Source organism: Pandoraea thiooxydans (genome assembly GCF_001931675.1).
Classification (GTDB): domain Bacteria; phylum Pseudomonadota; class Gammaproteobacteria; order Burkholderiales; family Burkholderiaceae; genus Pandoraea; species Pandoraea thiooxydans.
This window is the reverse complement of record NZ_CP014839.1, coordinates 2,102,533-2,122,281: the sequence shown is the minus strand read 5'-3', so window position 1 is coordinate 2,122,281 and position 19,749 is coordinate 2,102,533. Positions and strand designations below refer to the sequence as shown.

The following is a 19,749-nucleotide window of genomic DNA, read 5'->3' as shown; positions in this document are numbered from 1 at the left end:
AAGAAAAGCGGATTTCCACTACTGTTCGGTACGTGATATATCAGAAAACGCCGAGATTAAATATGCATGTATTTGCATATTAAACGCGCCGGAGATAAACGCATGGCCCCACAATCGTCTGAAACATTGCTGCCGGTGATCGAGCGGTATGCCGGCAAGCCCGCCTCACTACTCGTGTTGCTGCATGAATTGCAGGATCTCGCCGGTTACGTGCCATCCGAACTGGTGCCGCAAATTGCCAGCAAGCTCAACCTTTCGCGTGCCGAAGTGCACGGCGTGCTGACCTACTACCATGATTTCCGCGATAGTCCGCCGCCGCGAGTGGTTGTCAAGCTGTGTCGCGCCGAGGCATGCCAAAGCATGGGTACCGAAGCGCTGGCCGCGCACATCGAAGAACACACCGGTTGCCGGTTCGACGGCAAGCGCGACGGGGCACTGGGGCTCGAGTCGATCTATTGCCTGGGGCAATGCGCGCAGTCGCCGGCACTGCTGATCAACGACCGGCTGTATGCGAAAGTGACGCCAGCCAAATTCGATGCCATTCTGGCCCGCGCACAGGAAGAAGGAGCTTCGGCATGACACGACTGTATATTCCGCGCGATTCCTCTGCGCTGGCGCTGGGCGCCGACGAAATCGCCGCCGCGGTGGCCGCCGAGGCGCAACGTCGTGGCGAGTCGGTTGAAATCGTGCGCAATGGCTCACGCGGGCTGCTGTGGCTCGAGCCGCTGGTCGAAGTCGAGACCGCGCAGGGCCGTGTCGGTTACGGCAACGTCGAACCCGAACGGGTGGCCGAACTGTTCGACGCCGGCTGGCTCGCGGGCGGCGAGCACGCCAGCCGCATCGGCGTGGTCGACGAGCACCCCTACCTGAAGCGCCAGCAGCGCCTGACGTTCGCGCGCATCGGCATTACCGATCCGCTGTCGACCGAAGATTACCTCGCGCACGGCGGGCTGGCCGGCTTGCGCAGAGCATTGGCGCTCGATGGTGCGGCGGCCTGTGAGCTGCTGATCGATTCCGGCTTGCGCGGGCGGGGCGGGGCGGCATTCCCGGCGGGCATCAAATGGCGCACCGTGCTGCAGGCGCAGGCCGCGCAAAAATATGTGGTGTGCAACGCCGACGAGGGCGACTCGGGAACCTTCGCCGATCGCCTGTCGATGGAAAGCGATCCATTCGGCTTGATCGAGGGTATGACCATCGCCGGGGTGGTGACCGGCGCGACCGAAGGCTACATTTACGTGCGCAGCGAATATCCGCATGCGATCGCCACGCTCAACGAGGCGATCGAGCGGGCTCGCGCCGCCGGCTGGCTTGGCAAGGATGTGCTCGGCTCCGGCCGTGCGTTCGAACTGACCGTGGCCAAGGGCGCCGGGGCTTACGTGTGCGGCGAGGAAACCGCATTGCTGGAGAGCCTGGAGGGCAAGCGCGGCATCGTCCGCGCCAAGCCGCCGATCCCTGCGCTGGCAGGCCTGTTCGGCCAGCCGACCGTCATCAATAACGTGGTGACGCTGGCCTCGGTGCCGATCATCTTCGCCCAGGGAGCGGCCTTTTACCGCGATTACGGCATGGGCCGCTCGCGCGGCACCCTGCCGATTCAACTGGCCGGCAACATCAAGCAGGGCGGTCTGATCGAACTGGCCTTTGGCGTGACCCTGCGCGAGCTGCTCCATGACTACGGCGGCGGCGCCGCCAGCGGCCGGCCGATCAAGGCGGTTCAGGTGGGCGGCCCGCTGGGCACTTATCTGCCCGAGTCGCAATGGGATATTCCGCTCGACTACGAGGCTTATGCGGCCGTGGGAGCGGTGGTCGGGCATGGCGGTCTGGTGGTGCATGACGATACCGCCAACCTGGCCGACCTGGCGCGCTACGCGATGCATTTCTGCGTGAAGGAATCGTGCGGCAAGTGCACGCCTTGCCGGATCGGTTCGGTACGCGGGGTCGAGGTCATCGAAAAAATTCAGCGCGGCGAACAGCGCGCCCAGCAAGTCAAGCTGTTGCGCGAGTTGTGCGACACCATGCTCAGCGGGTCGCTTTGCGCGATGGGCGGCATGACCCCTTATCCGGTCATGTCGGCATTGGAACATTTCCCCGAGGATTTCGGGCTTCCCGGTCAACACGCTGCCGCGGCCTGAGGCCGCTGACAACAGGCCTTTCTCAGGAGCAAGACAATGAGTTGTGGATCGGCATCCTGCGGATGCAAAACCCAGGCAGGCATGGTTTCGGAAATCGACTACGGCACGCCGCGTCGCTATGCCGATACCGATGTGACTTTGACGATCGACGGCCAGTCGGTGACGGTTCCGGCGGGCACGTCGGTGATGCGCGCGGCGGTCGAGGCCGGCGTGAACATTCCGAAGCTGTGCGCGACCGATTCGCTCGAGCCGTTCGGCTCATGCCGCCTGTGTCTGGTCGAGATCGAAGGCCGGCGCGGCACGCCGGCCTCGTGCACCACGCCGGTCGAGGCCGGCATGCAGGTGCGCACGCAAAGCGACCGGCTGCAGGTGTTGCGCCGCAACGTGATGGAGCTCTACATCTCCGACCATCCGCTCGATTGCCTGACGTGCGCCGCCAACGGCAATTGCGAGCTGCAGGATATGGCTGGCGTGACCGGCTTGCGCGAGGTGCGTTATGGCTTTGCCGGAGCGAACCACCTGCAGGACAAAAAGGATGAGTCGAACCCGTACTTCACTTACGATCCGTCCAAGTGCATCGTTTGCAACCGTTGCGTGCGCGCCTGCGAGGAAACGCAGGGCACGTTCGCGCTGACGATCTCCGGGCGCGGATTCGAGTCGCGTGTGTCGGCCGGCGAGAGCCAGCCGTTCATGGACTCCGAGTGCGTGTCCTGCGGCGCCTGCGTGCAGGCCTGCCCGACCGCCACGTTGCAGGAAAAGACGGTGATTCAGCTCGGCCAGGCCGAACACTCGGTGGTCACGACTTGCGCCTACTGCGGCGTGGGCTGTGCCTTCAAGGCCGAGATGAAGGGCAGCGAAGTGGTGCGCATGGTGCCTTACAAGGACGGCAAGGCCAACGAGGGACACTCGTGCGTCAAGGGTCGTTTCGCATGGGGTTATGCAACCCACCCCGACCGCATCACCAAGCCGATGATCCGCGCCAAGATCAGCGATCCGTGGCGCGAAGTCAGCTGGGAAGAGGCGATCAATTACGCCGCCTCGGAATTCCGGCGCATCCAGGCCAAGTACGGACGCGACTCGATCGGCGGCATTACGTCGTCGCGCTGCACCAACGAAGAGACCTATCTGGTACAGAAGCTGGTGCGCGCCGCCTTTGGCAACAACAACGTCGACACCTGCGCGCGCGTATGCCATTCGCCGACCGGTTACGGGTTGAAGCAGACCCTGGGCGAATCGGCCGGGACCCAGACGTTCGCGTCGATCGACAAAACCGACGTCGTGTTCGTGATCGGTGCCAATCCGACCGACGCCCACCCGGTGTTCGGCTCGCGCCTGAAAAAGCGCCTGCGCGCCGGCGCCAAGCTGATCGTTGCCGATCCGCGCAAGATCGAATTGGTGAGCGGCCCGCACTACAAGGCCGATTACCATTTGCCGCTGCGCCCCGGCACCAACGTGGCGCTGCTCAACAGCATGGCGCACGTGATCGTGACCGAGGGGCTGGCTGCCGAGCGCTTCATTGCCGAGCGTTGCGAGCAGAAGGCGTTCGGGCAATGGCGTGAGTTCATCAGCCGGCCCGAACACGCGCCCGAAGCGACAGAGGCGATGACGGGTGTGCCGGCCAATTGGGTGCGCGAAGCCGCGCGACTTTATGCCACGCCGGGCAATAGCGCGATCTACTATGGCCTGGGCGTGACCGAGCATGCACAGGGCTCGACCGCCGTGATCGCCATCGCCAATCTGGCGATGCTCACCGGCAATGTCGGCCGCGAGGGCGTGGGCGTCAATCCGCTGCGCGGACAAAACAATGTGCAGGGCTCGTGCGACATGGGCTCGTTCCCGCATGAATTCCCCGGGTACCGGCATGTCAGCGATCTGACAGTACGCAGCCAGTTCGAAGCGGCATGGCACGTCAAGCTGCAGTCCGAGCCTGGCTTGCGCATTCCGAATATGTTCGATGCGGCAGTCGATGGCAGCTTCCTTGGCCTGTATGTGCAAGGCGAGGACATCGTGCAGTCGGATCCGGACACGCAGCATGTGGCCAAAGCCCTGTCGGCGATGGAATGCATCGTGGTGCAGGACATTTTCCTGAACGAGACGGCGAAGTACGCGCACGTTTTCCTGCCCGGCTCGTCGTTCCTGGAGAAGGATGGCACTTTCACCAACGCCGAGCGCCGCATCTCGCGCGTGCGCAAGGTCATGAAGCCGCTGGCCGGCTATGCGGATTGGGAAGCCACGCAATTGCTGTCGAATGCGCTGGGTTATCCGATGAATTATTCGCATCCGTCCGAGATCATGGACGAGATCGCCAGTCTCACGCCAACTTTCGCCGGTGTGTCGTTCGACAAGATCGATGCGATGGGCAGCCTGCAGTGGCCATGCAATGACGAGGCGCCGGAAGGCACGCCGATCATGCACGTGGGTGAATTCGTTCGCGGGCAGGGGCGTTTCATCATCACGCAATTCGTCCCGTCGATGGAGAAAGTGACGCGCAAATATCCGCTGCTGCTGACGACCGGGCGCATTCTGTCCCAGTACAACGTGGGGGCGCAGACCCGTCGCACTGAAAATGTGCACTGGCATCATGAGGACCTGCTCGAAATTCACCCGCACGATGCCGAGGATCGCGGCATCAAGGAAGGCGATTGGGTTGGCATCGAATCGCGCGCCGGCACCACGGTCCTGCGCGCGCAGATTTCCAATCGCATGCAGCCGGGCGTGGTGTACACCACCTTCCACTTCCCGGAGTCCGGTGCCAACGTGATCACCACCGACAGTTCCGACTGGGCGACCAACTGCCCGGAATACAAGGTGACGGCGGTGCAGGTCAGCCATGTGACGCAGCCGTCGGATTGGCAGCGTTCTTACTCGCGCTTCAATGAACAGCAGCTGGCGTTGCTGCGCGAGCGGGAGTCGGCCGCCGCGCCGGCGGGGGCCAAATGACCAACGGGTACGTCGATCATGATGCCGGCTGATCCGCTCGATCTGGATGCGCTGCCGGCGCCGGACGCGCCGCGCGAGGTTCGGCGCTTCCGGCGGGGCGCCTGGCAAAGCGCGCTCGACGATCTGGCCGAAGAGGTGCCGGTAGCGCTCGAGTTCAACGGCATCTCGCACGCGGTGATGCTTGCCACGCCGGCCGACCTGGAGGATTTCGCGTTGGGTTTCGCGCTGTCCGAAGGAATCATCGCCGAGCCGGGCGAGTGCTACGGCGCCGAGCCGAGCGTCTCGCCGCAGGGCATCACGATGCATATCGACATTGCCGCACGCGCGTTCGCACAACTCAAGGTGCGCCGTCGCAATCTGGCCGGGCGTACCGGATGCGGCCTGTGCGGCACGGAGAATCTGGCCGAGGTATTGCGCGAGGTGGCTGCGCTTGGGCGGACTCGGCGCGTGAGCCGCCAGGCGATCGCCGCCGCGCAGGCGGCGCTGGTCGGCAACCAGGCACTGCAGCGGCGCACCGGCGCCATGCATGCGGCGGCGTGGTGTTCTTCGGCAGGCGAGATCGTGCTGTTTCGCGAGGACGTGGGGCGTCACAACGCGCTGGACAAGTTGATCGGCGCGCTGGCTCGCACGCCCGGCTGGCGTGGCAAGGACGGCTTCGTGCTGATGACCAGCCGCGCCAGCGTTGAAATCGTGCAGAAGGCCGCTCAGGCGGGCATCGAGATCGTCGCCGCAGTCTCGGCCGCCACCCACCTGGCCGTGAAAGTGGCCGAACAAACCGGCATGACATTGGTGGGCTTCGTGCGCGGCGACGAATGCGTGATCTATACAGGTTTTGACAGAATCGAAGGGAGCGTTTGAATGAATGGGCGACAGTTGGTCATCATGGCAAACCAAATCGGCGGATTCTTTGCGTCCATGCCGGACCACACACAGGCGTTAGCCGATATTGCCAGTCATATTCGTCGTTCATGGGAGCCGCGCATGCGACGTCAGATTCTGGCCATGCTCGATACACCGGAGGCCGAATCGATGTCGGCCATCGTGCGCGAGGCGCTGCAGGCGCACCGCACATCGCTGACTCCACCCCAGTGACATGACCCGAGGTGCCAAGGCGCGGTAACCGCGCTTTTTTTTGATCGACTTCTTTTACGGGAGGAAGGACAGCAGCAAAACGCAGGAAGCTTTCTAAAGCCGTTGCTACAGGCGGCGCTTTCTCTATTCTAAGAACGGAGACGTATCAATGAGTGCAAATGCGAACGGGGTAACCTTAGGTGCTCCTTCCTTTTTTTCCAAAGAGGCCACGATTGCGGGGCCCGGTTTCAATCGCTGGATGGTGCCGCCCGCTGCATTGGCGGTGCACCTATGTATCGGCCAGGCGTATGCCTTTTCTGTGTTCAACGGGCCGCTGACGAAGGTCATCGGCATCACCCAGTCGGCTCCTGACGACTGGAAGCTGACCACGCTCGGGTGGATCTTCTCGCTGGCCATTTTCTTTCTGGGCCTGTCGGCGGCATTTGCCGGCCGCTGGCTCGAAAAGGTCGGACCGCGCCGCACGATGATGACCGCAGCGTTTTGTTTCGGCGGCGGCTTCCTGGTGTCGGCAATCGGTGTATGGGCGCATCAGATCTGGCTGCTGTATTTCGGCTATGGGGTGCTTGGCGGCATCGGCTTGGGGTTGGGGTACGTTTCGCCGGTGTCGACGTTGATCCGCTGGTTTCCGGATCGGCGCGGGATGGCCGCCGGCCTGGCCATCATGGGGTTCGGCGGCGGTGCGATGATCGCCGCGCCGCTGTCGGTGGCGCTGATGAATCACTTCAAGAGCGCCACCAGTATCGGCGTGGCCGAGACGTTCGTCGTGCTGGGCGTCGTGTATTTCATCTCCATGATGATCGGTTCGCTGGCCATCCGCATTCCCCCCCACGGTTGGAAGCCCGCGGGCTGGACGCCGCCGGCTGAAGCCTCGCACAAGCTGATCACGCGCCATCACGTGCATATCGACCAGGCGCTCAAGACCCCCCAGTTCTACCTGATCTGGCTGGTGCTGTTTCTCAACGTGACGGCCGGCATCGGGGTGCTTGGGCAGGCGTCGGTGATGATCCAGGAGAGCTTCAAGGGCACCATCACCGCGGCTGCAGCCGCCGGATTCGTCGGCTTGCTGTCGCTGTTCAACATGGGTGGGCGTTTCGTGTGGGCCTCGGCGTCGGATCTGCTCGGTCGCAAAATGACGTATTACGTGTTCTTCGTGCTGGGCGGCATTCTCTATTACTTCGTGCCCGGTTTCGCGTCGAGCGGCAATACCGTCCTGTTCGTGCTGTCCTTCTGCGTGATTCTGTCGATGTACGGCGGCGGCTTTTCCACGGTGCCCGCCTATCTGGCTGACATCTTCGGAACCATGCACGTGGGCGGCATTCACGGCCGGTTGCTTACCGCATGGGCTGCTGCGGGGATCGCCGGCCCTGTGCTGGTGAACTACATCCGTGCCTATCAGGTCGCGCACGGCGTCGCCAAATCCGGCGCCTACACGATGACGCTGCATTTGATGGTGATACTGCTGGTGGTGGGCTTTATCTGCAATCTTCTGGTCAAGCCGGTGCACGAGAAGCACCATATGGCAGCGGACGCCGTTTGATATAACAGCAAGGAGCCATGATGCAAACGCAAGAACACCCGACAAACAAGGTCCTGATGGTGATATTCTGGGCCTATGTCCTGATTCCTTTGGCATGGGGCGTGATCAACACGCTGACGAAGGCCATGGGGCTTTTCAAGTAAGCTCAGTATCGGCGGCGTGACCGCTCGATTGGTCAAACGTCGATTTTGAAACGGAGGCTCGGGGTGACCCGGGCCTCTTTTTTTGTGCGCGTCGCACCGAGCGAGGACCATGGAATCAGGCAAGGGCGCGGCGCGCCAAGGAGATGCAAATGACACAGTCACGCAAACAGGAGCAGCAAGCGGCGGAGGATGCGCAGCAGGAAGACGAATTGGATGAAGCGCTGCGGGAAACATTTCCGGCGAGCGATCCGGTCGCGGTCGATACCGGCAAGGGCGATGCGAAGGAGGGCGAACGAAAAGGCGGGGACGAGCGCCGCTGAGAGCGGCACCCGGGGCCCTGACGTCAGCCTCGCGCGCTAATCGGGCAGACTGGCCGGCCGGGTCTCACGCATCCGCGTCGAATGCAGGCCGCGGCTGCGCAACATTTCGGCAAGCTGCCAGGTCCCCAGCGCCAGGGAGCCGAACAGCACTTCCCGCATGCGCTTGACCAGCGCCAGCGACAGGGCGACGTCGCGATCGACGCCGAACACCTGGGCCAGCGCGATCACGGTGATCTCCTGCACGCCCAGCCCGCCCGGAATCATGAACGCCGCATGGCGCACCGCCTGGGTCAGCGCTTCAATGGCCAACGCCCCGGCGATCGACACCGGGTGGCCGAGCATCGACAACGCCCAGTAGTTCTCGAAGGCGCCCAGCGCGTAACCGCCGAATTGCAACAGGAACGCACGGAGCAGCAGGCCGGTGCGGCGCATGATGCGGTCGATATCGGCATCCAGACGCTTGCCGTCGATTTTTTGCAGCAGCGGATGTTCGTCGCCAAGCAGGTGACGAGCCCAGCGCTCGATCGCATGGAAAATTCCGCCGCGTTGCAGCAGCACGACTGTCAGCACGGGCACGGGTACCGACAGCAGCAGGGTCAGTCCGACGGTTCTGAAGAGGTCGCTGTGGGGCGTGTGCGCGGCAATCAGCACCAGTCCGAGCGCGGCGAACGCATACTGCACGGCGATCGTCACCAGCACCTCGACGATCACCGAGGCGCTGACCAGGCTCGTATCGGGCACGCGCCATGACGCCAGGCGGATGCCGGTGATTTCGCCGCCGATGCCCACGCTCGGCAACAGGCGGCTGACCGCCTCGCGCACCGCCGCGATCCACCACAGAAAAAGCAGCGACGCCCGTCGATCGAGCAGCAGGCTCCACGCGAAGGCATCGAGCAGCAGCGGCAGCGCGTGAAACGGCACCAGCCACAATTGCCTGAAGCCGGCCTTTTCGATCACACCGAGGACGTCGCCCAATCCTTCGTGCAAGACGAGCGCCAGCAGGATTGCAATCCCAACCGGCCAGCCAGCCCAACGCAACCATTTTTTCATGACGGCCGTCCCGGGCTGGCGAAGATGTCGGCAAAGCCGCCGCGCCGGACGCCGGCCGACCGGATGGCATCGGCCACCCGCGGCGAGAGCAGGGCCGCCAGCTCGTCGTCGTGGCGGTAATCGCGCATGCCGGAGGAGATCGCCTCGTGACCGGATTCGGCCGGATGGCAGTAAATTTCACCGACGCCTGGCGGCAATTGGCCGAGCACTTGCAGCATCACTTGCTCGTCCATGCGCCCGGTATGTGCGATGCCGGCAACGTAGTCGTTGTGGGCGATGCCCGCCCGATCGAGCCGCTTGCACACCAATGCGATCCAGGGCCTGAGCCAGACCGGCGCTTGGGCCTCGAACGGCAGGCGCATGGCACGCATGCCGAATTCGCGGCCGATTTTGACGATCAGCGAGAGCACCGTGGGGTGCAAATGAAAATGCTTGTGGGTATTGACGTGATCGAGCGGCAAGCCGGTCGCGGCGAATGCCTCGAATTGCGCGCGAATCTCGAGCGCCAGTTGCCGGCGCACGGCAGGCAGAAAGAAAAAACGCACGCCGTCGCGCACCATGTCGTCGCCAAACCGGCCCTGCGAGTCGACCAGATCGGGAATTGCCGCCGGCCGCAGCGTCGGTGCGCCATCGGCCAGCACCAGGTGCAGGCCGACCCGCAAGCTGGGCATTTGCCGCGCGATTGCCACGGCCTCTGGCGCGGCGGGCGCGCCGACCATCAGGCTGGCAGCCGTCAGGACACCTTGCCGGTGGGCCCGTTCGACCGCCCGGTTCACGCGCTCATGCAAGCCGAAGTCGTCGGCCGTGATGATCAGCGCCCGCTGTGCCGGCAATGCCACCGCGTCAAGCCTGGTGCGAGCGCAGGAAACGGAAGAATTCAACCCCTTCGCGCAGACGCCGCTTCATCATGTCCCAGCTCATCAGCATTTCCTTGACGATTTCCCAGATCTTGGAGGGGCGGAAATAGAAACGCTTGTAGAAGCGCTCGAGCTGATGGTAGATCTCTTCGCGCGACAGGTGCGGATAGCCGATCGCGGCCAGTTGCACGCCTTCGGCGCTGACCAGGTTGATGACCTTGTTTTCTTCCAGCCAGCCGTTTTCGATCGCCTGCTTGTACAGCGAGGTGCCGGGGTAGGGTGCAGCCAGCGAAATCTGAATCGTATGCGGATTGATTTCCTTGGCGTACTGGATGGTTTTCTCGATCGTTTCGTGCGTCTCGCCCGGCAGGCCGAGAATGAACGTGCCGTGGATCTTGATGCCGAGCTTGCGGCAGTCTTCGCTGAAGCGGCGCGCGATGTCGGTGCGCAGGCCCTTCTTGATATTGAGCAGGATCTGGTCGTCGCCCGACTCGTAGCCCACCAGCAGCAGGCGCAAGCCGTTTTCCTTCATGATCTTGAGGGTCGAGTAGGGCACGTTGGCCTTCGCGTTGCACGACCAGGTCACGCCGAGCTTGCCGAGTCCGCGGGCGATTTCCTCGACGCGCGGCTTGAAATCGGTGAAGGTGTCGTCGTCGAACATGATTTCCTTGACTTCAGGCATGTTGTCGCGAATCCATTTCACCTCGGCCAGTACGTTTTCGACCGAGCGGGTGCGGTAGCGATGGCCGCCGACGGTTTGCGGCCACAGGCAGAAAGTGCAGCGCGAGCGGCAGCCGCGACCGGTGTAGATCGACACGTACGGGTGCTTCAGGTAGCCGATGAAGTAATTCTCGATTTTCAGGTCGCGCTTGTAGACTGGCGCCACGAACGGCAGTTCGTCCATGTTCTCCAGGATCGGGCGCGCTTCATTGTGCTCGAGCGAGCCGTCCGGCAAACGGTAGCTCAGGCCGAGGATTTCGGCGAACGGCTTGCCTTCGGCGATTTCCTTGCAGGTGAAGTCGAATTCCTCGCGGCACACGAAATCGATCGCCTCGCTGGCGGCCAGCGAATTATGCGGCTCGACGGCGACCTTGGCGCCGACCATGCCGATTTTCAGCGATGGCTTGCGCTTTTTCAGGTGCTCGGCAAACAGGGCGTCGGTCGGGAACGACGGCGTGCTGGTGTGGATGATGACCAGGTCGTATTGCGCGGCAATGTCGAGCGTGGCTTCGACCGACAGGCCGTCGGCCGGCGCATCGAGCACACGGCTGTCCGGCACCATGGCGGCCGGTTGCGCCAGCCAGGTCGGGTACCAGAACGAACGGATTTCACGTTTTGCTTGATAACGGGAGCCGGCACCGCCATCGAAACCGTCGAACGACGGGGCCTGCAGGAACAGCGTTTTCATCATCATTGAGCCTGAAGCGCGAAGGAAAAATTAGGGGATTATGATACTCGCGATTCGATAATCACGGGGGGAAGCCCTGGCGCGCAGCGGAAATCACGCGCCATCGGTTATCTCGAGAGTGTTTGTGTGGCTGTTCACACGCATTTGCGCGCTGCGCCACCGCACATGCGAGCCGAACAGTGCGATCAGCCAGTCCAGCGCCAGCAGCGCGTCGCGCGCAGGTACGAGGGCCAGGTCGTGCCAAAAGTGCCTGGCGCTGCGCGAGCCCAGCGCATGCACCGCGAGGCGGGCCGCCAGGCCCAGCCAAAGGCTGCCGGCGGCCAACCGGGCCGGCCAGCCCAGCGGCACGGCCGCGGCCCACCCATAGCCCAGCCAGGCTGCCATCAGCAGCCACGGCGAGGCGAAAGTGATGAACAAAAACGCGTAGCCGCCCGGGTTGATCGAGCGGATGGTGCGCAACCAGCGCGTCTCGCGTGCCCACAGCGTACCGAAATCGGGTTCGACGACATCGGTGCTCACCATGACGTCCGACAGGACGGTGCGCAGACCGAGCCGGCGCACGTGTTCGGCCAGCCAGTAGTCGTCGGCCAGTTCGTCGCGCAATGCCGCCAGGCCGCCGATGCGCTCGAGCGTCGCGCGCCGCAGCGCCAGCGTCGCGCCGAAACCGAAGTCGGTCGACCCCCCGGCGTGGGCCACGCGCACCGACGGCGCGAACCACTGATTGACGAACAGCGCACCCAGACGTGGCCAGAGGCCGCCGACAGCTTGCGCACGATACAGGCAGGTAACGATCCCGATAGCGGGATCGGCCAGGGGCGCCAGCACGCGTGTGAGGTAGTCCGGCTCGACAGCGATGTCGCTGTCGGCAATCACCAGGAGGTCGTGCCGCGCCTGCGCGGCCATATTGATCAGGTTGCTGACCTTCAGATTCTGGCCATGTACGGTCGAGTCGACAACCAGTGCGATGTCTTGCCGGGGATAGGCCGAACGCAGCCGTTCGACCACGGCGATGGCCGGATCATCCGAGGCGCTCACGCCGAACACCAGCTGCATTTCTGGATAGCTTTGCTCGCAGAATGTGGCGAGATTCTCGAACAGCCGGGGTTCCGCGCCGCACAACGGCTTGAGTACGCTCACCGCGCCGGGCACCGGTCCGACCGGAGTGACGCGCCGGGCCTTTGCCGCCTTGAATGTGCTCAGCGCGGCGAAGGCCTGATAGCCGGCCGCCGCGCAGCACACCAGGGCAAGCGCCCATGCGGTAGCGAATAACAGTGGAGAAGTCATTTTGGCTGTCTGGCCGGTATGTCTGAGGCGTCGGGCCGGCCCGATCGCTGGCGCTCGGGGCGGCGGCCGTTTCCCTTGCCGGGATCGCGGAAAAGGAACGGGGTGGTGCCGAATTATAGTGGATTACCGGCGCTCGGGCGCACTCCCGGCCCGGCGGGCAGATATGGGCGGGAGCGTTGATAAAACGGCCGACTTTTGCTATCTTTGGCGCCGTTCACCGCCGCGGTCCTCCGGCTTTTCCGGAATATGCCGCATCCCGGCAACGGGCTTGCCCGCCTGGGCGGCCCGGGTTCACGATAAACCAAATTTCGCACACGAACGTGTCCATCGGCTCGGAGCCGCTTTCAGGCGGGCACGCGTGGGTCTTGCCAAAACCAGAAATCGATAGCGCCATTTCCCATGTTGTCGCCGCTCGGTTCGCGTTTTAGCGCCGACTTGGCTGTTTTCGGCAGCGATGTGCGGCGCCTGGGCGGCAGCGTGAATAGGCCAGGCAAGACAACCATGACAGCAAGGAATGCACGATGAGTGTGACCCAACAAGCGGCCCAGCGCCGCACTTTCGCGATCATCTCGCACCCTGACGCCGGCAAGACGACCCTGACCGAGAAGCTGCTGCTGTTCGCCGGCGCGATTCACATCGCCGGCAGCGTCAAGGCGCGCAAGGCGAGCCGGCACGCGACCTCCGACTGGATGGAGATCGAGAAGCAGCGGGGTATCTCGGTCGCCAGCTCGGTGATGCAAATGGAGTATCGCGACTGCGTCATCAATCTGCTGGACACCCCCGGTCACCAGGACTTCTCGGAAGACACTTATCGCGTGCTGACCGCCGTCGACGCCGCGCTGATGGTGATCGATGCCGGTAACGGCGTCGAGGCGCAAACCCTGCGCCTGTTGGAAGTCTGCCGGGCCCGCAACACGCCGATCATCACCTTCGTCAACAAGATGGACCGCGAGGTGCGCGAGCCGCTGGATCTGATCGACGAAATCGAGCGGGTGCTGGGCATGCCGGCCGTGCCATTCACGTGGCCGGTGGGTATGGGCAAGCAGTTTGCCGGCGTATTCGACATTCGCCACGACTGCATGCGGGTGTTCGAGCCGGGCAGCGACCGCGTGAGCGAGCCGCCCGAAACGATTCAAGGAATCGACAACCCGGCCAACATGCAGCGGTTCGGCGATACCTTCGAGCAGGCGCACCAGGAGGTCGAGCTGGTGCGGGCCGCCTCGCCGTCGTTCGATCGCGAGGCGTTTCTGGCCGGTCGCCAGACTCCCGTGCTGTTCGGTTCGGCCATCAACAACTTCGGCGTGCGCGAAGTGCTCGATGCGCTGGTCGACCTGGCACCATCGCCCGGGCCGCGCAAGGCGCTGCAGCGCACCGTGCTGCCCGACGAGGCCAAATTCTCGGGCGTGGTGTTCAAGGTCCAGGCCAATATGGATCCGGCGCACCGTGACCGGATCGCTTTCGTGCGCATCTGCTCGGGGCGTTTCGAGCGCGGCATGCGGCTGAAGATCTGCCGCAACGGCAAGGAAGTGCGGACCAATAACGCCGTATCGTTCCTGTCGCAGCGCCGCGATCTGATGGAAGAAGCCTATTCCGGCGACATCATCGGTATTCCCAATCACGGGCTGCTGCAGTTGGGCGACACCCTGACCGAGGGCGAGAATCTGCAATTCACCGGCCTGCCGTTCTTTGCGCCGGAAATGTTCCATGGCGTCGAGGTGGCCGATCCGATGCGCGTCAAGCATTTGCGCACGGGCCTGATGCATCTGGGCGAAGAGGGGGCGATCCAGGTGTTTCGTCCGCAGACCAGCGGCATGCTGCTGCTCGGCGCGGTCGGCGCGCTGCAATTCGATGTCGTCGCGCACCGCTTGCGGCATGAATATGGGGTCGAGCCTCGCCTGATGCCGAGCTCCTACCGGATGGCCCGCTGGGTCACCGCGGAATCCCCCGAGGAACTCAAGCGCTTCATGAGCGCCAATGCGCACCGGGTCGCGCTCGACGCGGTCGACGCGCCGGTCGTGCTGGTCGGGCATGCCGCCGAACTCACCGTGCTCAAGGAGCGTTGGGAAAAGATCTCGTTCCACGCGCTGCGCGAACACGCCGGCCTGGTTTTCCAGTCAGGACTGCATTCATAGCGCGCCGAAGGCGCCGATTTTTGACACATATCAAGAAACCCCCGGCTACCATTTCCTGCCCCAAAACGCGCGTGCTACGGTTAGTCATGCCGTAGGAAAGACTTAAAAAGCGTAAAAAGGGGAATAAAAATGGCTACCGGGAAGAAGCGGTTCCTGCTCGCGTTGACGGCCATCCTGTTGGCCGCCTTGTTCAACCAGGAGGCCGATGCGGTACCGGCCTTCGCCCGCCAGACAGGGTTGGCGTGCGTGGCGTGCCACGTCAGTTTTCCGGAGTTGACGCCTTTCGGGCGCTTCTTCAAGCTGACCGGATATACACTCACGAACTACCGGACGATTCCGCTGGCAGCGATGGTGCAGTCGTCGATAACCAGCACGCGCACCATCGATCAGAACAACTACGACTTCGTGCGCGACAAGGATTTCGTGCCGCTGCAGCAAGTGAGCCTGTTTTACGGCGGACGCATCGCCGGCCCGGTCGGCGCATTCGCTCAGGTCACTTACGACGGCGTTGCGCACCACGGCGCGCTCGACAATACGGATATCCGCGCCGCCTGGCATTTCACGCAACAGGACGTTGATTTCATCTTCGGGGTGACAGTCAACAATAATCCGACCGTCTCCGACGTCTGGAACAGCACGCCGGCTTTCGGATTCCCGTATGCGTCGAGCAGCGTGTCGGTGCCGCCGCTCGCCGGTGCACTGATCGACGGCGGCCTGGCGCAACAGGTCATGGGGGTCGGTGCCTACGTGTTCTGGCAACGCCATATCTATGCCGAACTGGGTATGTATCGCACGGCTGACCAAATGTTCTCGGTGTTCCGCGCGGGCCAGGATACCGGCACGCCTGGCGGCGTGGCCCGCCTCAGAGGAGAGAACCCTTACTGGCGCCTTGCGTACAATCAGGAGTGGGGCCCGAACTCCCTGATGATCGGCACCTACGGTATGATCGCCGACCGCTACCCGGACAACACCATTCCGGGCACACCAACCGATCGGTTCAGCGATTACGCGCTTGACGCACAGTACCAGTTCATCACGTTGTCCAATGCGTTCTCGGTACAGGCGACCTGGATCCACGAGAAACAAAACTGGGGTGCGAGCTATGCGAGCGGCGGCATCGGCGCCGGGCCCACGCCCTCGAACCCGAGCGATAACCTGAACACGCTCAAGGTCAAGGCAAGTTATTACTACCTGCGCAAATACGGCGCGACGCTGGCCTATTTCTCCACCACCGGCACCGCCGACCCGGGGCTGTATGCGCCGGCGCCGGTCACCGGCAGCGCCAACGGCTTGCCCGACACGCGCGGCCTGATCTTCGAGGTCGATTACTTGCCGGTGCCGCAGGCCAAGCTCTCGCTGCAGTACACCTGGTACCTCGCTTTCAACGGCGCGAAGTCGAACTATGACGGCAACGGCAGAAATGCCAGCGACAATAATTTCCTCTACATGTCGGGATGGTTCGTGTTCTGACGGGATCGTCCACCATATCTGCTAACTGACCGGACACTACCATCATGAAAAATACCTTCGCTTTGCGTTTGCTGACGATGGCGATGCTGGCCGCTGCCGGGCTGGCGTCGACCGCGACCCTGAGTTACGCCCAGAACGGCGAGAAACTGGCCCAACAACTATGCGCGAGCTGCCATGGACCCGGCGGGCACAGCGAGTCGCCGATGTTTCCGCGCCTGGCCGGGCAAACTCAGGAGTACCTCGAGAACCAGCTGCATAGTTTTCACAATCATGCGCGCGGCGAGACTGATGCGCGCTCCTACATGTGGGCGATGGCCTCGCAACTGGATGACGCGACGATCAAGTCGCTGGCCGAGTACTACTCGCACCAAACCCCGACACCCGGCACGCCTGGCGGCAATCCGGCCCTGATCGCCAAGGGCGAGGACATTTTCCATCATGGCGTGCCCAGCGCCGGGGTGCCGGCCTGCGCGTCGTGCCACGGCGCCGAAGCCCAGGGTATGGGGCAATTTCCGCGTCTGGCGGGGCAGCATGAAGAGTACCTGCTGCGCCAGCTCGGTGTCTTCAAAAACGGCACGCGTGCCAACGCGCCGATGATGACGGCGGTGGCGCACGCCTTGAATGGCGAAGAAGCCCAGGCCGTGGCAGCCTACCTGAACTCCAAATGAACCCGACGCGGCGTCGTAATCGGCGCCGCGCGTCTGAAGGGGGGGCGTGTGCCGCATTTGATCATGCAGAGGCCGAGTGCCGGGATCATTGCGACACAGTCGCTGGCAAGGCGTGATTCGTGGCAAAATAGCGCGCCCGACGACCCACGCAAAGAATCCCCATGGCCGCAGGTATCACGAAAAAGGTTCGGCGGTTTGCCCTGGAAACCATCGATGTGATGGGGCAAACCGGCATTGGCGCGGTCGAGCGGCCCGACGGCCGGTTCGTGCTGTATCCGGACCACTGGATGCAGACCGAAACGCTGCGCCACAAGCTGACAAAAATGCGGCGGCGCGCATGCCAGCTCGAATATCAGCTGGCTTGCATGACGCGCGAACTCGCCCGCCTGCAAGCGATCGTCCAGCACCCGTACCAGACCCACAATGGCGACCAGCCGGAGTAAGATAGCGCCTTCGAAACACCCCACGCAGCAGCGCGCAATGGCCCTCTCAGCAACGCAAGTCGAAACATTCCGTACCGATGGCATCCTGGTGATCCGCGGCATGGTGCCGCAAAACAGCTGTGAAGAGATGCTGCAGGTGGCCAGGGAGCACCTGGCCCGTGCCGAGGCCCCGGTCGAATACGAGGCCCAGGTGGGCTATGAGGGCGCCCCATCTTCGCTCGAGGCGCCGGGCGGGCGCACCGTGCGCCGGCTGCTGCAAGCTTACGGGCGGCATGCCTGCTTCAAGTCGTGGGCCAGTGACGAGCGTCTGGTTGCCGCGCTGGCACAGCTGTTCGGCGAAGATGTTTATCTGACACTGGCCCATCACAACTGCGTGATGACCAAACACCCGGCTTACGGTACCGCGACGGGCTGGCACCGGGACATTCGCTATTGGTCGTTCGCGAAGCCCGATCTGATTTCCGTGTGGCTGGCGCTCGGACCGGAAACCGAAACGAACGGCGGCCTGCGCTTCATTCCCGGCTCGCACCGGATGGATATCGGCCGCGCGCAACTCGATGAGCTCGATTTCCTGCGCCCCGACGTACCCGAGAATCAAGCGCTCATGGCCCAGGGCAAAACCATCGAACTGCAGCAGGGCGACGTCGTGCTGTTTCATAGCGGCACCTTTCACGCCGCCAATCGCAATGCCACCACTGACACCAAGTTCTCGGTGGTGTTTGCCTATCGCGGGGCGAGCAATCCACCGCTGGCCGGCACCCGCTCGGCAGCCTCGGGAGAAGTCGCGTTGGGCCAGTGATGCCGCAGGCGGGGCGGCGACACGATGACCGCCCGCCAGCTGTTCATGCCACCGGCGTGCGCATTGTCACCAATTCCTCCGCAGCAGTCGGATGCACGGCCAGCGTGCGATCGAAGTCGGCCTTGGTGGCGCCCATCGTCATCGCTACGCCGAGCAGCTGAATCATCTCGCCGCTGGCCTCGCCCAGCAGGTGCGCGCCGACCACTTTGTCGCTCTGTCCGTCGACCAGCAATTTCATGAACACACGCTCGTCGCGTCCCGACAGCGTTGCCTTCATCGGGCGGAACTGCGACTTGTATACCTGCAGGCGCGGATGGCGTTCGCGCGCCTGGGCCTCGGTCAGGCCGATGGTGCCAAGTTCCGGCGTGGAGAACACCGCCGTGGGCACCAGCGTGTGATCGACCCGTGTCGGCCGGTTGCCGAATACCGTGTCGGCAAACGCGTGACCTTCGCGGATCGCCATCGGCGTGAGATTGACCCGGTTGGTCACATCGCCGATGGCATAGATTGACGCAATGTTCGTGCGTGACTCTTCATCCACCAGGATTGCGCCCGCCTGGTCGAGCGCCACGCCTGCCATGTCGAGCCCGAGCCCGTCGGTGTATGGCGCTCGCCCGGTCGCCAGCATGACCTCGTCGACCTCAAGCCGGCTGCCGTCGGAGAGCGTCGCGGCAAGCCCGCTGTCGGTCTTGTCGATACGTGCCAGCGTCAGGTTGAGCCGCACGTCGACACCCTGTTTGCGGTAGGCCTGTTCGACCCCTTCGCGCAAGTCGTCGTCGAAGCCGCGCAGAATATGCGGGCCGCGGTGCAGCAGCGTGACGCGGCTGCCCAGGCCGGCGAAGATACCGGCGAATTCAATGGCGATATACCCGCCGCCAACGATGAGGATCCGCTTGGGCATCCGCGCCAGGTGGAAAGCCTCGTTGGAGCTGATTGCATGTTCGGCGCCCGGGATATTCAGCCCGTGAGGGCGAGCGCCGGTGGCGACAAGAATCGTTCGAGCGCTGATTTGGCGGCCGCTGGCCGGCAAATGCACGGTCTGCGGCCCGGCAATCAACGCGCGCTCCTGCACCAGCGTGACACCGGCGCGATCGAGATTGGCACGGTAGACACCCTCCAGCCGTGCGATTTCCGCATCCTTGTTGCGGATCAACGTTGCCCAGTCGAATGCGGGGGCCGGGACCTGCCAGCCAAAGCCGGCGGCGTCCTCGAATTCATGCGCGAAACGGCTCGCGTAGACCAGCAGCTTCTTCGGCACGCAGCCGCGGATCACGCAGGTACCACCCACCCGATATTCCTCGGCGATCGTTACCTTGGCGCCGTGCCCGGCGGCGATACGCGCAGCGCGCACGCCGCCCGAGCCAGCTCCGATGACAAAAAGATCGACGTCGAAATGCGGCATGGCGGTACTCCCGAGAAATGTGGTGGATGGGACGAATCAAGGCCTGCCAAGTATAAAGCGCCGCGCGCGGTGCTG

18 protein-coding genes are annotated in these 19,749 nt (G+C 63.5%); 13 read left to right on the top strand and 5 right to left on the bottom strand.

Translation table 11 applies throughout. From position 1 onward, the window contains the following. Positions 1-102 precede the first annotated feature (102 nt). The 8 genes from PATSB16_RS09735 (at position 103) to PATSB16_RS21010 (ending at position 8,161) form a co-directional block, all read left to right on the top strand. Positions 103-579 carry an NAD(P)H-dependent oxidoreductase subunit E gene (locus tag PATSB16_RS09735; RefSeq protein WP_047213957.1) on the top strand — a complete coding sequence of 159 codons (477 nt, stop codon included), beginning with the start codon at positions 103-105 and terminating at the stop codon, positions 577-579. Continuing rightward, entirely contained in the window at positions 576-2,129 is a 1,554-nt protein-coding gene (locus tag PATSB16_RS09730) for a formate dehydrogenase beta subunit (protein WP_047213956.1), read from the top strand. The genes PATSB16_RS09735 and PATSB16_RS09730 overlap by 4 nt, the downstream gene beginning before the upstream one ends. Positions 2,130-2,165: 36 nt before the next feature. Next, positions 2,166-5,069 (top strand): formate dehydrogenase subunit alpha, encoded by a 2,904-nt coding sequence (gene fdhF / locus PATSB16_RS09725; protein WP_047213955.1) that lies wholly within the window; start codon positions 2,166-2,168, stop codon positions 5,067-5,069. A gap of 18 nt (positions 5,070-5,087) precedes the next feature. After that, positions 5,088-5,927: a formate dehydrogenase accessory sulfurtransferase FdhD gene (fdhD, locus tag PATSB16_RS09720; RefSeq protein ID WP_052892643.1), complete on the top strand. Its 840-nt coding sequence runs from the start codon at positions 5,088-5,090 to the stop codon at positions 5,925-5,927. Further along, the gene (locus PATSB16_RS09715) at positions 5,928-6,161 is read left to right on the top strand and encodes a formate dehydrogenase subunit delta (RefSeq protein WP_047213954.1); all 234 of its coding nucleotides are present in this window, start codon (positions 5,928-5,930) and stop codon (positions 6,159-6,161) included. Positions 6,162-6,309: 148 nt separating this feature from the next. Then, positions 6,310-7,698 (top strand): L-lactate MFS transporter, encoded by a 1,389-nt coding sequence (locus tag PATSB16_RS09710; protein WP_047213953.1) that lies wholly within the window; start codon positions 6,310-6,312, stop codon positions 7,696-7,698. Positions 7,699-7,718: 20 nt separating this feature from the next. Next, complete coding sequence (locus tag PATSB16_RS09705; protein WP_047213952.1) at positions 7,719-7,841, top strand: MFS transporter small subunit; 123 nt, start codon at positions 7,719-7,721, stop codon at positions 7,839-7,841. Between the two features lie 149 nt (positions 7,842-7,990). Next, on the top strand, positions 7,991-8,161 hold the full coding sequence (locus tag PATSB16_RS21010) for a hypothetical protein (protein WP_169834598.1): 171 nt from the start codon (positions 7,991-7,993) through the stop codon (positions 8,159-8,161). Between the two features lie 36 nt (positions 8,162-8,197). Here PATSB16_RS21010 and PATSB16_RS09700 read toward each other — a convergent pair whose 3' ends face one another. The 4 genes from PATSB16_RS09700 to hpnI form a co-directional block, all read right to left on the bottom strand. Beyond that, complete coding sequence (locus PATSB16_RS09700) at positions 8,198-9,211, bottom strand: lysylphosphatidylglycerol synthase domain-containing protein (protein WP_047213951.1); 1,014 nt, start codon at positions 9,209-9,211, stop codon at positions 8,198-8,200. Then, positions 9,208-10,050, bottom strand: coding sequence for a hopanoid biosynthesis-associated protein HpnK (gene hpnK, locus PATSB16_RS09695; protein WP_047213950.1), 843 nt, complete (start codon positions 10,048-10,050; stop codon positions 9,208-9,210). The genes PATSB16_RS09700 and hpnK overlap by 4 nt, the downstream gene beginning before the upstream one ends. Before the next feature lie 4 nt (positions 10,051-10,054). Further along, positions 10,055-11,479, bottom strand: coding sequence for a hopanoid biosynthesis associated radical SAM protein HpnJ (hpnJ, locus tag PATSB16_RS09690; RefSeq protein WP_418303896.1), 1,425 nt, complete (start codon positions 11,477-11,479; stop codon positions 10,055-10,057). 90 nt (positions 11,480-11,569) lie between these two features. Next, on the bottom strand, positions 11,570-12,760 hold the full coding sequence (hpnI, locus tag PATSB16_RS09685) for a bacteriohopanetetrol glucosamine biosynthesis glycosyltransferase HpnI (RefSeq protein ID WP_047213949.1): 1,191 nt from the start codon (positions 12,758-12,760) through the stop codon (positions 11,570-11,572). Between the two features lie 521 nt (positions 12,761-13,281). Between hpnI and PATSB16_RS09680 the strand changes: the two genes are divergently transcribed. The 5 genes from PATSB16_RS09680 to PATSB16_RS09660 all read left to right on the top strand — a co-directional run bounded on the left by PATSB16_RS09680 (position 13,282) and on the right by PATSB16_RS09660 (position 18,272). Beyond that, a complete protein-coding gene (locus PATSB16_RS09680; RefSeq protein WP_047213948.1) occupies positions 13,282-14,892 on the top strand; it encodes a peptide chain release factor 3 in 1,611 nt (536 codons plus the stop codon). Between the two features lie 129 nt (positions 14,893-15,021). Beyond that, positions 15,022-16,362, top strand: coding sequence for a hypothetical protein (locus PATSB16_RS09675; RefSeq protein ID WP_047213947.1), 1,341 nt, complete (start codon positions 15,022-15,024; stop codon positions 16,360-16,362). Between the two features lie 44 nt (positions 16,363-16,406). Next, complete coding sequence (locus tag PATSB16_RS09670) at positions 16,407-17,030, top strand: c-type cytochrome (protein WP_047213946.1); 624 nt, start codon at positions 16,407-16,409, stop codon at positions 17,028-17,030. A 161-nt stretch (positions 17,031-17,191) separates the two neighbouring features. Beyond that, positions 17,192-17,473 carry a hypothetical protein gene (locus tag PATSB16_RS09665; protein ID WP_047213945.1) on the top strand — a complete coding sequence of 94 codons (282 nt, stop codon included), beginning with the start codon at positions 17,192-17,194 and terminating at the stop codon, positions 17,471-17,473. Positions 17,474-17,510: 37 nt separating this feature from the next. Next, complete coding sequence (locus PATSB16_RS09660; RefSeq protein ID WP_047213944.1) at positions 17,511-18,272, top strand: phytanoyl-CoA dioxygenase family protein; 762 nt, start codon at positions 17,511-17,513, stop codon at positions 18,270-18,272. A gap of 43 nt (positions 18,273-18,315) precedes the next feature. Here the strand turns inward: PATSB16_RS09660 and gor are convergent, their stop codons facing one another. Further along, positions 18,316-19,674 (bottom strand): glutathione-disulfide reductase, encoded by a 1,359-nt coding sequence (gene gor, locus PATSB16_RS09655; protein WP_047213943.1) that lies wholly within the window; start codon positions 19,672-19,674, stop codon positions 18,316-18,318. Between the last annotated feature and the right edge of the window lie 75 nt (positions 19,675-19,749).